The following is a 13,587-nucleotide window of genomic DNA, read 5'->3' on the forward strand; positions in this document are numbered from 1 at the left end:
TGCCGTTTCAGGCGTTTGCCGGGTTCTCTCCTGGTGCACTTAATTGATGAACCAGCCAATGCATACTCCCACCAGTAGAAACAATGCGAACTTGATCTGTTCGCGCCGACTGCGCCGCGCCTTGCGTTCACGCTCGACAGAAGTCTGGACGTGCAAGCCAAAACCCGTGTGCCGAACTGCATCGCCCTCAAGCGTCACTGCAGTCAGATTCAGCTGCGCGTAACGCTTGGACAGCGCCTTCTCCCCGTCGTGCGAGGCATAAGGCGCGCACAGCCGATATTCCTTGATTCGGCGCAGCCCCGGGTTCAGGGAAAAACTCTGCCACTCGGGCTTGTCCGAGATCAGCGGGTAGCACGCCACACCACCAATGAATTCCCGGGCACCCAGGCGGATATACGGGCTGTGAACACTCAGATCGTAAATATAGCTGCGCATCCAGACCTGGAGGATTTCCGGACGCAATTCAAGGATTGCCAGGGAGTCCTCCACGAAACCTGGGCGATAGAATTCCCAGTCGTCTTCGCAGTGGAAAATGTACGACGTGGTGACATGCTCATAGGCCAGGTCAATGGACGCCAATTGGCCGAGCTTAGGACGATTGACGAACACTGTGCAGTGCTCTTTCCAGCCAGCAGGGATGGCCGAATGCACTGCATCGTCACCGGCATCTTCAGTAATGAAGACTTCGCGGATGGGCGCTGTGTTAAACCGGTCAAAACTCTCGAGAGTGGTTTTGAGCAAGTCCAGGCGGCCACAGCTGGTGACCACCAAAGTGATGTTACTTTCTGTTGAAAACTGCACTTGATTCTCGTTTAAAGTCAAAGTGCCAGCAATATCAATGGCTGACCTGCCCTTGTCAAACGCCCAGTTTCAGGCGCACTTTTTCCAGCAGACTCAATGGCGCACGCGGACGCAATGGCGGCTTGAGCGCCTCGACGATGCGTTCGCCGATGCGCGCAAAGCTCAGTTGCGCCACTACCAGTTCCCGGCCGTTGCTGGCAATACGCCGGGCGAGCTCAGGGTCCGCGCGCAGCAGCGCCAGCTTTTCCTGCAACTGTGCGATGGTCTGGTAGAACACAATGTTATGCATGTCCTGCAAGCCCAGCGCGCGACTCTCGGCCTCGCCTTGGTCATACGCCAGCAACACGCAACCGCAGGCCATGGCTTCGAAGTTCTTGATCATGAACTCGCCCATGCCGACATCGGCGCTGACGAAAAAACGGATACGGTTGAGGGTGTCGCAGTATTCCTCGCCAGATTTGGTTCGGGTCACTACCAGCGGTTCAACGCGCCCCAGCTCGTCGAGCAGGGCTTTGCGACCGCTGTAGGCAACACTGTTGGTGCTGCCGACGAATGCCAATTCAATGTCACGTTCGCGACCCTGGTCCTGCAGCAGCGTCTGGTCGTAGCCCTTGGGCACGAATACTGCGTCGAACCCTTCATCACGCAGACGCTCGGCTACGACAAACCCCGAGCTGATCACCCGCACCCAGGGCAACTTGCGGTAATGGGCGCTGAACTTGCCGGTGTACTTGCACGGGATGTAATTCTGGTAGGCATCATGCTCCAGAAAAACCAGGTTGGGCACGGTCTGGATGAATCGAACCTGGCGGATTTCTTTCTTGAAGCGCAGGAAGAACACAATGCGGTCGTAGCGCGTTACATCGACGTGCTTGCGGAAATACCCGCGAAGGTCGTCCTGCTCCTCGCTGGTCAACTCACGCTTGTCGCAGTCGCAATGCTCGGCGATCCCGTCGTAGAGCCGATCAAGGATTGCTCGTTGCTCTTTCTGCACCAGGAACAGAACTTTCAATTGGTCTCTCTCTTTGCAGGCAGCTCTTGCACCCAGAACAGCTCATGGCGCCGGACGGTTTTGCGGAAAAACTCGTTCTCCCCGTGAGCCGGCCAGCGTCGGGCTGCCAGGCACTTTTGTATGGCCCGCCGCAGCAAGCGCTTCAGGGGCATCCGTGGCTGAAGATCGTGCATCATGCCCAGGGCCATAGCTTTATGGCACTGTTGGGCGGCTGACAGGCCGAGTGCCCAGGGACGCATGGGCTGATCGGCGCTCAATTGCGGCGGCAACGCTACGCCAGTACCCGCCTCACCCATGGGCCAGCGATCGTTGTCGTGCAGGTGATTAGCGTAATACAACAAGGTTTCAGGCTGCCAAGTCGCGGCGTCCAGCGCCTGCATGACGGCTTGTTGCGAACACTGGTGGTCCGGATGCGGATCGAAGTGCGGATGCGGCAGTACGATAACCTGGGGCTGGATGCGCTCGATCAACTCGTGCAGGTCCCCCAGCAGGTTGTTCCAGGTCGGAGCGCCATCGGCATCGCTGCGCAAGGCAAATGAATTGAAGCGACGGAAATAGCGAGTATCGCCGAGCTGCGCTTCACGGGAGGCTGCCGGAACGGCAGGCGCATCCTGCATAGCCGGTAATTGCAGGCAAAAATAGCCCAACTGGATACAACGCTCCTGGGTGACACCACCCCACAACGGCACGCTGATGCTGTCCCACGCACGCAGCGAGCCTTTGAGACGTGCGGCTTCGACGTTATCAAGCCCCAACTTTTGGTAGTGCTCGGCTTCAATTTCGCCAGCGGTTACGGTTACGATCCAGCTTTGCTCGGCGCTGCTGTACAAGCCGAAGGCGGCCAGCTCAGCGTCGTCGGCATGGGGGGCAATGACCATCACCCGCTTGTTACGGTAGTCGGGGTATTCGAAGGCCCAGAGCACCGGTTCGCCGAGTAACCTGCAGAAACGTCCCCGCAATCGCAGTTGCCCCTGGGACAGCACCGAAGCCTGCCCGGTGAGATTGAGGTAACGCAGGCCATCCACACCCCGCTCGAAAGCCTGGCGGTCGGGATTACTCCCCCCCGACAACTCGACCACCGGATCAAAAAAGCGTCCCAGCCAGGTGCTTTTTATGCGCAGGGCCAACACCAGCGTGGCGTCCTCCACCAGCATGACGCCCTCGTCCAGGCGCAACCGCTCGCCGTCCAGATGCACCTTTGGCTGCTGGGTATAGGGTGGAAAGCTGTATTGGTAGTCGTCGCCTGGGGAGTAAAACAGATGGTCGGCGAACCAGGCTTCATGGGCTACCCAGCCCAGCACTGCAATGACCAGCGGCAACCACCAGGTGACTAGCCAGCCAATGGCCACCAATGCCAGCAAGGCGATGATCAGGCTCACGCGCTTGTTGCGGCGGTGGCGCTTGAGCAGCAACTGTTTACGGCTGATGGGCTGATTCATACAGTGAATACCGGGACAGGGTTGCACCAGCGATCCTTGTATTCCCTATCGGCTCGACCGAAGGAGAAACGCAAGGGTTTGTCCAGCGCCCGGGCATGTTCCCAGGCACTTTGCGTGTTGAGAAAGCTCAGAACGCTGCCAGGACTGAATTCGCGGGTTTCAGGGTCGACGCCGCCATTGATGTACTCAACGCTGATCCACTGCGGCGCTTCAACCCGGTAGACCAGCTGTATCGCAATCGGCGCATCATTGAGGAAAATGACCGAACCCATCAGCAGGTCCTGCAACAACTCGATGACCTCGGCCATGCGCTCGGCACCTGTCGCCGGAAAACCCCAGCGACGCTGGAACAGATCGCAATAGATCGCTGCCAGTTCACTGCTGGAAAAATCGCCAACCGGTCGCACCACACCACCTGCTTCTTCAAGCAAACGCAGTTCACGACGCTGGTTGTAGCGGAATTTCTTCGACAGCTCTTCGGGGGTACGCGCCATGGCCAACTGCTCGGCTTGCAGCTTGATCCCGGTGAATCGCCCTTCGTTCAGCGCAGAAAGGTAGCGTGCACGATGTCGCAGAGGCGCCTGGGCTTCGGCAGCGGCCGGCAGAATGAGTTCGGCGTTGCCCAGGTCGAACAGGCCTTTTTTACCCCGACGCTTGAGCACATCCTTGGACAGTGCCAGATCACGGCCCCAGGTCGGGACAGCGGCCGTGATTTCGCCTTTTTGCTCCCATGCCAGATAACGCACCGGGATATCGGCCAGCTGTGCCAGCCTTTCGACCACCATCGGATGAGTAGCGACGCTACCGCCATAACGGTGCCAGGCATCAGCATAGGTCGAGGCGTCGATTACTGCCCAGCCTCGTTCGCGCCAGCCTTGAAGTCGGTTGAGCATCAGCCCCTCGTTGCCAGTTCGGTAACACGCGGCAAACGCCAGAATGCGTCACTTACCGCGCGATCGGAAAAGCGCTCGTGCAAGCGATCAAGCATCAGCTCGGCACATTGACGGCGCTGTTGATCGTCCATCGCGGCCAGATGCTGCAGCCCTTGAGCAAGATGCTCGGCATCCCCCAGGGGAAACAGGATACCGACACCTTCGACCACTTCCTTAGCACCACCCGCTGCAGTCGCCAGCAGTGGCACGCCCGCGGCCATGGCTTCAAGCAGCACCATGCCGAACGGTTCGTGATCGGAGCTCAGGGCAAATACATCGAAGGCGCGGAAGTAACGACGAGCCTCGGGGACCTGCCCGAGGAACAGCACCCGGTCGCCGATACCCAACTCACGGGCGAGGGACTTGAGGTCCTGTTCCAGACGGCCAGTCCCGAGGATCACCATCTGGCTGTTCGCCGGCAAATTCGGCAAAGCCCTGGCAAAACCGTTCAACAGGGTGGCCTGGTCCTTATCAGGATGCAGGCGTCCGACGTTACCGACTATCCACGCGTCCACCGATAAGCCAAGGGTCTCCCGGGCTTGCGCTTTCGGCAGCTGGCTGTCTTGCAACGCTTGCACATCGATACGGTTGTAGAGCGTCTGAATCCGCGAGGCCGGCCATTTCGGCAGGCACTTGCGCATATCGTCGCGCACCGCATCGGAAACCCCGAGCAAGCTCAGGCGCTTGCGGAAAATATGCGCGAATAGTTTGCGTGTGCCGCGCTTGTAATCGCCAAAAGCGTGGTGCACGCCAATGACTGGCAACGATGTACCGAGCAAAGCGATATAGATCGGTTTAAAACGGTGGGCGATGCAGAAGCTGAAATTGCGCGAGGCGGCGATCTTGCGCAGATCGCCGATGGCGCCCAGCTTCAGGCCACGAATGGCCTTTGAGCTGTACTCCATGAACAACACTTCATCGGAAGCACAGCCCGCGGCGACTTCGGCATCGGCAGCCCCGGTAAGAAACACCGTGGTCACCCGATAACCGGTCCCCGCGAACAGGCTGGCGTACTGCCGGGCGCAGTCCAGAAACGGCCCGTCATAGCCGTGACAAAACTGCAGCACATGGCGTTCAGCCGAGCGTGTCATATGCGTCTGCGCCCTCTTTGACCACCAGAATGTCTTCCATGATCAGATACTGCAGGTCGGAACCGAAGAACATGTTCAGGGCGTCCGTCGGCGAGCAGATCATCGGTTCGCCACGACGGTTGAGCGAGGTGTTGAGGGACACACCGTTGCCGGTCAGTACTTCCAGCGCCTTCATCATGTCGTAGTAGCGCGGGTTGTACTCGCGCTTGAGCACTTGTGCTCGGGAGGTGCCATCTTCGTGGACAACCTCCGGCACTCGGGTCTTCCACTCTTCAGCCACTTCAAAGGTGAAGGTCATGAAGGGCGCCGGATGATCGATCTTGATCATCTGTGGGGCAACGGTGTCGAGCATCGACGGGCAGAAAGGCCTCCAGCGCTCGCGGAACTTGATCTGGTGGTTGATGCGGTCAGCCACGCCAGTGGCGCTCGGGCAACCGATGATGGAACGGCCACCCAAGGCACGCGGACCGAACTCCATCCGTCCCTGGAACCAGGCCACCGGGTTGCCATCGACCATGATTTTGGCGATGTTTTCCGGCATGTTCTCGAGCTTGCGCCACACCGGCTTGCTCGGGTGACGGGCGCATGCTGCCAGCACGTCTTCGTTGGAGTACGACGGGCCGAGGTACACGTGTTCCATCTTCTCGACCGGCACACCACGGGCGTGCGACACATAAGCCGCAGCACCGACTGCGGTACCGGCGTCGCCGGATGCTGGCTGGACGAACAGTTCCTTGACGTCATCGCGGGCGATGATTTTCTGGTTCAGCTTGACGTTCAACGCACAGCCGCCGGCGAAAGCCAGCTTGCCGGTTTCCTTGAGCACGTCGCCTAGGTAATGGTCGATCATCTGCAACGCCAGTTTCTCGAACAGCGCCTGCATGCTCGCGGCGTAGTGGATGTACGGCTCGTCGGCGATGTCACCTTCGCGCTTGGGTCCCAGCCACTCGATCAGCTTCGGCGAGAAGTAGAACCCCTTGCCTTTCTCTTTATAACGACGCAGGCCGATCACGTTGGCGTAGTCGGTGTTGATCACCAGCTCGCCGTTCTCGAAGGATGCCAGGCGCGAAAAGTCGTATTTGCTGGCATCGCCATAAGGCGCCATGCCCATGACCTTGAACTCTCCATCGAGCATCTCGAAACCGAGGAACTCGGTGATCGCGCCATACAGGCCGCCCAGGGAGTCAGGATCGAAGAATTCCTTGATCTTGTGGATCTTGCCGTTCTCGCCATAACCGAAGAAAGTCGTGGCGTACTCGCCCTTGCCGTCGATCCCGAGGATCGCGGTTTTCTCCTTGAAACCGGAGCAGTGGTAGGCGCTGGAGGCGTGGGCCAGGTGATGCTCGACCGGCTCGATCTTGATTTTTTTCGGATCGAAGCCCAGTTGCTCGAGGCACCAGACAATCTTGTTGCGATAGCGCTTGTAGCGACGGTTGCCCATCAGGATTGCATCGAGCGCGCGATCCGGGGCGTACCAGTAACGCTTGGCGTAGTGCCAGCGAGCTTCGCCGAACAGGCTGATGGGCGCGAAAGGAATCGCAACCACGTCGACGTCGGAAGGCTTGATGCCCGCCTGTTCGAGGCAGAACTTCGCCGATTCGTAGGGCATGCGGTTCTTTGCATGTTTATCGCGCACAAAGCGCTCTTCCTCAGCCGCCGCGACCAGCTTGCCGTCGATATACAAGGCTGCGGAAGGATCATGGCTAAGGGCGCCGGACAGGCCAAGAATCGTCAATGCCACAGGGGTCTAGCCTCTTTAGTCTGCATGCAGGCGCAATGCGCCTCGAAAAATTGATGTGCCCTCGCAAGCGGCGAGAGACAGCTAAAGGGCGGGATTATAGCGTAAACAGGGCGGGAATGACCCAGCGCTTATTAGCCCGTGACGATGAGCCCCGGAAAGGCTGCCTACCCCGGCCATCTACGGCCGGTTCCGATAAATGCCGATACTGCCCTCGGTTGCCTGCCGGTAAATCGTGTAGGGCAGGGAAAGGGTATCAAAGATGCCAGACAGAGGAAGGTCGAGGAGCAGGAATGGCACCAGAAAGCCGCTGTGATCGGGTGGTGCATCTAGTACGCAAAAGTCATAGGCCAGGCCACTGTAGACACGCGGAATGGACTGACAGTTGGTTTTGTGTTTCCTCAGATCACGAGCCGCATCGGCATCGCCCTGTATGACCGTCATGGCGGTTCCGCAGCCGGATAACGCAAATGACAATGCCCCGATGACTACCATCCTTTTCATGATCAAAACCTGCCCTGCGTGAACGTCAGGCAAGTTAGCATCGGGGCGGGCCAGGGCACAGTTCATGGCCTCTGTAGATCACGTAGGACATTTCACAAGAGTTTGTCCGGCTAATCGCACAACCTCGCCCTGTAGGAGTGCGCCTGCTCAGGCCTCGCCACCAACACCCTTAGGCAGCCGCCGATCAATAACCTGATGCAGCGCACTGTCCTGCGGCCAGTTACGTATGAATCGCGCCCGATCTCGCGCATATGCCGGGGCAAAACTACTTGCCGATGCATGCTGGCACATCGAGTCCAGATCGATCAGCGCCCAGCGATCCTGATGCCAGAACAGGTTATGACCTTTGAAATCACCGTGGCTGATGCGTTCGCCGATCAACTCGGCGAACAAATGATCCAACGCCAGCAACTCCGCCTCCGGCGCTTCACCGCTCTCAACATAGGGCGCAAAACGCTCGATGATGTCCGGCCCTGGCAGGTATTCAGTGACCAGATACGCTTTACTGCGCAGCCAGAAAAACCGCGTTTCCAGCAAGGCCAGCGGCTTGGGCGTGGCAATGCCAAGGAAGGCCAGGCGATTGCCTTCGCGCCATGAGTGCCAGGCACGACTCGGACGCCAGAAGCGTTTCAACCAGTGGGCAAACCCCTTGATGTTGTATCGCTTGATGACCAGCGTGCGGCCATCAATCTCGACTTTTCCTACGCTCGCTGCGCCACCGGTCTTGTACAGATGGCCCTGATCGAGCAAGGCATCCGCCTGCTCCAGCACTGGCAGCATCGCTGCCTCTTCCTCACGCCGGATTGCGCGCAAGGCAAACGCCCCGCGCTGGACGCTGAACAGCGAGCACTCGCGCCCCACCTTGATCAGGAAGTCCTTGAGCCGCCAAGTACGGACCTTGTCGATCTGCTTCTGCAACGCCTCCATGGGCAAGGCATGCTCGCCATTGCTCAGCAGGTAATACACCAAGAGTTCTTCGGTGAAAGGCTCCAGGGATTTTGGCAGCTGGGCGAAAAACACCCCGAGATTTTCCAGTACTTTCTGCCGCGAGAGTGGCTGGCCGGGCGTTTGCGCGCAGATCCCCGCGCCATCAATCAAATACAGCCGGCCGCGCTGACGCAACAGGTTGTCCAGATGCAAGTCTTCCTGCCACAAGCCTTTGCGGTGCATCTGGCCGATCGCCCCCAGCGCATCCGCGAGGACGGCAGACTGCTCGTCGGCGAGCATTGGTAAAGTTTCGACCTGCTTCCAGGCATCGCCCAGGCTCTCTGCGCCCTCAAGGAAATCGAACAGCAGCCAGCCGCCCTCGCCTTCCTTCAAGCCGTCAGCCAGCAGCAACGGGGTGGTCAAGCCTTGATCAGCGAGCAAGCGCACGCCATCGAGTTCGCGCTGGAAGTGACGCGAAGCCTTGCCACCTACCAGCAACTTGGCCAGCACCGGGCGACCACGCCATACACCGGCGCCGACATAACGCTGCCCTGGCAGCACGCGCAACAAACTCAGCAATTGCAGGTCAGCAGGCCCGGCTGCATCAGCCAATGTAATGCTCAGTGGCAGGCTCGGATTACGGCCCGCGCTCTTCAGTTCGGACAAACGCATCAGCGCGACTCCTTGTAGCCGCGCCGCGCGCCCAAGCGCAGCAACCAGCTGTCGATCATTGAACTGGTCACCGGCTGATCCAGATAAACCGCCAGCAACTCGCGCAGCTGGGCGTCAGTCCACTGCGGCGCCCGACGCAGCAGAGGCTCGAGATCCTTGACCCGGTCGCGCAGCCCCAGCAGCAAAGGCCGGGTCTTTTCCAGGTCGATCAGTTGGGCACGATAGCCGCTCGCGGTGGTTTGCAGGAAAATGTGCTTGGGATAAAAACAGCCGTGCACCTGGCGCGCGCCGTGCAGGCGCCGCGCCAGTTGAGCACAGGCCTGAATGATTGCCGAATGCTCTGGCTCGGTCAGTTGCGACCAACGCTGCAGCAGCGAATCGAGATCATCCCAGCCGTCCAGTGCACGTGTCAGCAGAATCGCCCGGACTTCGCCGTCGACTTTGCGCTCACCGAAGAACGCCGCTTTCAACGCTGGAATGCCCAGGCTTTCATAGCGGCTGATGTTGCGGAACTCACGGGCGAAGCTTGGCTCACCAAAAGGTGCGTGCAAGGTCCGCATCTGGTAATTGCTCTGGCGCTTGAGGTAGTAGCCGTGGCCTTCGAGGTCCAGGCGGAACACGCTGCTCCAGCCACCGCGCGCAGTGTTCGGCTCGTCTACCGCGTCCAATTGCTTTGCCCACAGTGCGTCGAAGGTGGCGAGACCATGGCGCTCCAGCAACGCGCGATCCTCAGCGGCGAGAAAATCAGTCATTCGCGACCCTCGAAAAATCTGACAACGTGGCGAATGCGCTTCTTATCCGCTTCATTCAGCCGATCACGCTGGCGGTACTGCAAGTAAAACCGCAGGCGCTGGGTGGCGGACAGCTGATACTTGGCGACCTTGTCCAGGCACGCCAGGTCCTTGGTGATTCGATACTTGAGCCAGAAGCCGCGCCAGAAGTCGCCGTTCGGGCAATCGATCAGGAACAGCCGAGCCTGATCGTCAATCAACAGGTTGCGCCACTTCAGATCGTTGTGGGTGAACCGATGGTCGTGCATGGTCCGGGTATAACCCGCCAATTGTCGGCTGACGACGTCGACCCAGGCGCGGTCCTGGAGTTTCGGATCACGCCGTTCGGCCAGCGCCGACAGGTCTTCGGTGCGCGGCAGTTCGCGAGTGATCATCGCGCCCCGATCATAGGCTGCGCCCCGCCGCTCCAGGCCCCACGCCACTACTTCGGCAGTAGGGATGCCCCATTTGGCGAAACGTTTGAGGTTCTGCCATTCAGCCTTGACCCGTGGTTTGCCCAAGTAGCGTCGCAGGCCTTTGCCAGCGCCAACATAGCGCTTGACGTAGTAATTGACGCCATTGCGTTCGACTCGGATGACTTCCGACAGTGGATCGCGGGTCAGGCGTTCGCCCTGAAGCGCAAACACCGCATCAAGGCTACCGAAGTCTTTGGCCAACTCGCTGTATCCAGGCTCCAGGTTCCAACCGGACATCAGAGCGCATCTCCGTACCGCTGCTTGCGATCGTAAAGTTTGTTCGCCTTGCCTTCGAGCCAGGCGAGCAATCCCGCTTCCTGGCCGAGGATCTGCCGCAGCGGCTGCTGGAAGTAACCTTTGAGGAAGCGCAGCTTGTCACGGCGGGTCAAGCCGATATCGAGGGCCGAAAAGTACAGCGCGGCCAGGTCCTTGTTGCGCCAGCGTTGGGTGATTGCCGGGCGGGTCTGGGCGCGGTGCAGATCGATTACCGAAAGCTTGAAATCTTCAGCCGTCACCGGTTTGTCGGTGTGCAGCAGGAAGTGGCAGATATAGCAGTCACGGTGGTTGACGCCGGCGCGATGCATCATGCCGGTCATGCGCGCCACTTCGGCGATCAGCGCACGCTTGAGCTTTGGTTCCGGCGGGTTCTTTACCCAATCGATACTGAAGTCTTCGAGGCTGACGGTCGGCGCCAGCTCTTCGGTGATAATGAACGAATGCTGGTCGGCCGGATTGCTGCCCTTTTCCCCATAAGCCACCGCCGTCATGCTCGGCACGCCCACTTCCTTGAGGCGCTGGATCGCCTTCCATTCCTGGCCGGCGCCGAGTACCGGCAGCTTGGCGGTAAGCAGGTTCTTGAAGATTTCACCCCAGCCAATGCCACGGTGGATTTTCACGAAAAACCCGCGTCCGTCGACTTCGGTGCGCAAGGTGCGGCGCGCCTCCAGCTCGCGATAGACCTCGCCTTCGAGGCGTTCGACTTCGGTGAAAGGGTCGCGTCCAGCCCAAAGGCTCTTGAACGGTTCAGCCAACATCAATTTCATTTAGCCTGCTCCGCCAGAATCACATCGGCCGCGTGTTGCGGCATGCTGTAGAGGTCGGCCGTGTCGGCGAAGGCCAGACCGTTGCGACTCCAGGCCGCACGTGCCTGAGCGTCGTTCAGCATGTCGGCCAGGTATTGGGTGAGCTGCGCTTGATCGAAAGGTTCGTCCAACACCCGCCCGGCGTCTGCCTCGGCGATGTAGTGGGCGTAGCCGCAGACCGCGCTCACCAGCACCGGCAGGCCTGCAACCAGGGCTTCGAGCAGCACGGTCCCGGTGTTTTCGTTATAGGCCGGGTGGATCAACAGGTCCGCCCCCAGCAGGAAACGCGGGATATCGCTGCGCCCCTTGAGGAAGGTCACGTTGTCGCCAAGTCCCAAAGTGGCGCTCTGCATTTGGAATATCTTGGGGTCGTCCTGGCCAATTACAAACAGCCGGGTACGCTTTTTCAGGTCGGCAGGCAGTGCGGCCAGCGCCTTGAGGCTGCGATCCACACCCTTGGTCTTGAACCCGGAGCCGATTTGTACCAGCAGCAGTTCATCTTCCTTCAAGCTGAATTCGCGACGGAATTCAGCCCGAATTTCGGCGGCGTTGGCGGGGGCGCGGCGATCCTGGGAGATGCCCGGCGGCAACAGATGGAAGCGCTCCAGCGGGGTCCCATAATGCTTGATGAACAGCGGTTGCTGGACTTCGGAAATCATCAGGACTTCAGTCTTGGCATCCTTGGCGAACACCGCACGCTCATACTCGGCAAAGTGCCGGTAGCGTCCCCAGCGACGGTACAGCGAGTTGCGCAGGTTCTGGGCCTTGTCTTCGAAGCAACCGTCGGCGGCGTAGTAGACATCCAGGCCGGGCATCTTATTGAAGCCGATCAGGCGGTCCACCGGACGCTTGGCCAGGTCCGCAGCCATCCACTCACTGAGTTTTTCGTTGCGACGGTGATTGAAGAACGCCTTGACCGGCGCCACCAGCACTTCAAAGCCCGGGGGAATATCACCCTCCCAGATCAGCGTATAGACGCGAATCTGGTGGCCGCGCTGCTGGCACTCCAGGGCGATGCGCATGAAATCACGCTGCAGGCCGCCGAATGGAAAATACTTGTACAAGACGAATGCCAATTGCATCAGCGCAGCTCCTCAGCCAGTAACAACGTGCTCAGTCGGGTCGCGACACGCTCGGGATTCAAACGCGTGAAGCACAGTGGCCACTCGCGTTTCAGGTCAAACCGGCTGGCATCTTCGGCCGTCGGCTGATAAGTGCATTTCTTTTGCAGGCAAGGTGCGCAGGGGAAGTCGCTGGCGATGTGAATCTGCGACTTGCCGTAGGCGCCGGTCAGGCCAGGATTGGTCGGTCCGAACAGCGACAATGTCGGCACGTCCAGCGCTGCGGCCAAATGGCCCAGCCCCGTATCCACCGCCACACAGGCCTGCGCGCCGGCCAGAATCTTGCCAACGCCCGCCAGGTTCAGCTTGGGCAGGACTTCAACGTGGCGCATGTCCTTGGCAATGCGCTCCGCCCGCTCTTTCTCGGCCGTGTTGCCCCACGCCAGCTTCACTCCGACACCCAGGTAGCCGACACGCTCGGCCAGCTCTCGCCAATAGGCCTCGGGCCAGTGCTTGGTGTCCCAGGTAGTGCCGTGCAGGAACAGCACGTAAGGATTCTTGCGCGGCAGCTCGACCAGGCGTTCAACGTTGAGGCCATAGTCGCCCAGACCCTTGGGCAGGTCGTAGCCCAGGGCGATGGCGAACAACTGGCGCACTCGCTCCACCGCATGCTGGCCACGAGCAACGGCCAGGCGCCGATCATAAAAACGCGCCGCTATCGGCTCACGCGCCGAACCTTTGTCGAGACCGGCCACCGGAGCCTTGACATAGCGCGTCAGCAAGGCACTTTTCAACAGGCCTTGGGCATCGATCACCAGGTCATATTTTGTCGCGCGAATGCTCTGTTTGAAGCGCTTCCACTCGCCGCTTTTGATGGTCTGCCAGATGTTTTTGCGCCAGCGACGAATCGCTACCGGAATCACCTTGCCCACCGCCGGATGCCAGGTCGGGATTTCCGCGAAGCCCTCTTCCACCACCCAGTCGAATTGAATGCCGGGAATCGCCCGGGCCGCGTCCGTCAGCGCCGGCAACGCATGGATCACGTCGCCAAGCGAAGAAGTCTTGATCAGCAGGACCCGCAA

At 59.7% G+C, this 13,587-nt stretch carries 13 protein-coding genes; all 13 read right to left on the reverse strand.

Going from position 1 to position 13,587, the window contains the following annotated elements; genetic code table 11:
- Nucleotides 1-39 precede the first annotated feature (39 nt).
- Nucleotides 40-801: a glycosyltransferase family 2 protein gene (locus ORL50_RS05930; protein ID WP_266011040.1), complete on the reverse strand. Its 762-nt coding sequence runs from the start codon at nt 799-801 to the stop codon at nt 40-42.
- A 55-nt stretch (nt 802-856) separates the two neighbouring features.
- Nucleotides 857-1,813 (reverse strand): glycosyltransferase family protein, encoded by a 957-nt coding sequence (locus tag ORL50_RS05935; protein WP_266011042.1) that lies wholly within the window; start codon nt 1,811-1,813, stop codon nt 857-859.
- Nucleotides 1,810-3,240 carry a PIG-L deacetylase family protein gene (locus ORL50_RS05940; RefSeq protein WP_266011458.1) on the reverse strand — a complete coding sequence of 477 codons (1,431 nt, stop codon included), beginning with the start codon at nt 3,238-3,240 and terminating at the stop codon, nt 1,810-1,812. Before ORL50_RS05940 ends, ORL50_RS05935 begins: the two co-directional genes overlap by 4 nt.
- Nucleotides 3,241-3,248: 8 nt before the next feature.
- On the reverse strand, nt 3,249-4,145 hold the full coding sequence (locus ORL50_RS05945; protein ID WP_266011044.1) for an antimicrobial resistance protein Mig-14: 897 nt from the start codon (nt 4,143-4,145) through the stop codon (nt 3,249-3,251).
- Nucleotides 4,145-5,275: a glycosyltransferase gene (locus tag ORL50_RS05950; RefSeq protein WP_266011046.1), complete on the reverse strand. Its 1,131-nt coding sequence runs from the start codon at nt 5,273-5,275 to the stop codon at nt 4,145-4,147. Before ORL50_RS05950 ends, ORL50_RS05945 begins: the two co-directional genes overlap by 1 nt.
- Nucleotides 5,259-7,016 (reverse strand): carbamoyltransferase family protein, encoded by a 1,758-nt coding sequence (locus ORL50_RS05955; RefSeq protein ID WP_266011048.1) that lies wholly within the window; start codon nt 7,014-7,016, stop codon nt 5,259-5,261. Before ORL50_RS05955 ends, ORL50_RS05950 begins: the two co-directional genes overlap by 17 nt.
- 177 nt (nt 7,017-7,193) lie before the next feature.
- Nucleotides 7,194-7,517, reverse strand: a complete 324-nt coding sequence (locus ORL50_RS05960; RefSeq protein WP_416236005.1) for a YceK/YidQ family lipoprotein — start codon at nt 7,515-7,517, stop codon at nt 7,194-7,196.
- 147 nt (nt 7,518-7,664) lie between these two features.
- Nucleotides 7,665-9,116, reverse strand: coding sequence for a lipopolysaccharide kinase InaA family protein (locus ORL50_RS05965; protein WP_266011050.1), 1,452 nt, complete (start codon nt 9,114-9,116; stop codon nt 7,665-7,667).
- Nucleotides 9,116-9,868, reverse strand: a complete 753-nt coding sequence (locus ORL50_RS05970) for a lipopolysaccharide kinase InaA family protein (protein WP_266011052.1) — start codon at nt 9,866-9,868, stop codon at nt 9,116-9,118. Before ORL50_RS05970 ends, ORL50_RS05965 begins: the two co-directional genes overlap by 1 nt.
- Nucleotides 9,865-10,599, reverse strand: a complete 735-nt coding sequence (locus ORL50_RS05975; RefSeq protein ID WP_266011053.1) for a lipopolysaccharide kinase InaA family protein — start codon at nt 10,597-10,599, stop codon at nt 9,865-9,867. The genes ORL50_RS05970 and ORL50_RS05975 overlap by 4 nt, the downstream gene beginning before the upstream one ends.
- Nucleotides 10,599-11,405, reverse strand: a complete 807-nt coding sequence (gene rfaP / locus ORL50_RS05980) for a lipopolysaccharide core heptose(I) kinase RfaP (RefSeq protein ID WP_266011055.1) — start codon at nt 11,403-11,405, stop codon at nt 10,599-10,601. Before rfaP ends, ORL50_RS05975 begins: the two co-directional genes overlap by 1 nt.
- Nucleotides 11,402-12,526, reverse strand: coding sequence for a glycosyltransferase family 4 protein (locus ORL50_RS05985; protein ID WP_266011057.1), 1,125 nt, complete (start codon nt 12,524-12,526; stop codon nt 11,402-11,404). The genes rfaP and ORL50_RS05985 overlap by 4 nt, the downstream gene beginning before the upstream one ends.
- Nucleotides 12,526-13,587: a lipopolysaccharide heptosyltransferase I gene (gene waaC / locus ORL50_RS05990; RefSeq protein ID WP_266011059.1), complete on the reverse strand. Its 1,062-nt coding sequence runs from the start codon at nt 13,585-13,587 to the stop codon at nt 12,526-12,528. Before waaC ends, ORL50_RS05985 begins: the two co-directional genes overlap by 1 nt.

It is taken from the genome of Pseudomonas sp. RIT-562, from assembly GCF_026241895.1.
In the GTDB taxonomy this organism is placed as follows: domain Bacteria; phylum Pseudomonadota; class Gammaproteobacteria; order Pseudomonadales; family Pseudomonadaceae; genus Aquipseudomonas; species Aquipseudomonas mandelii_F.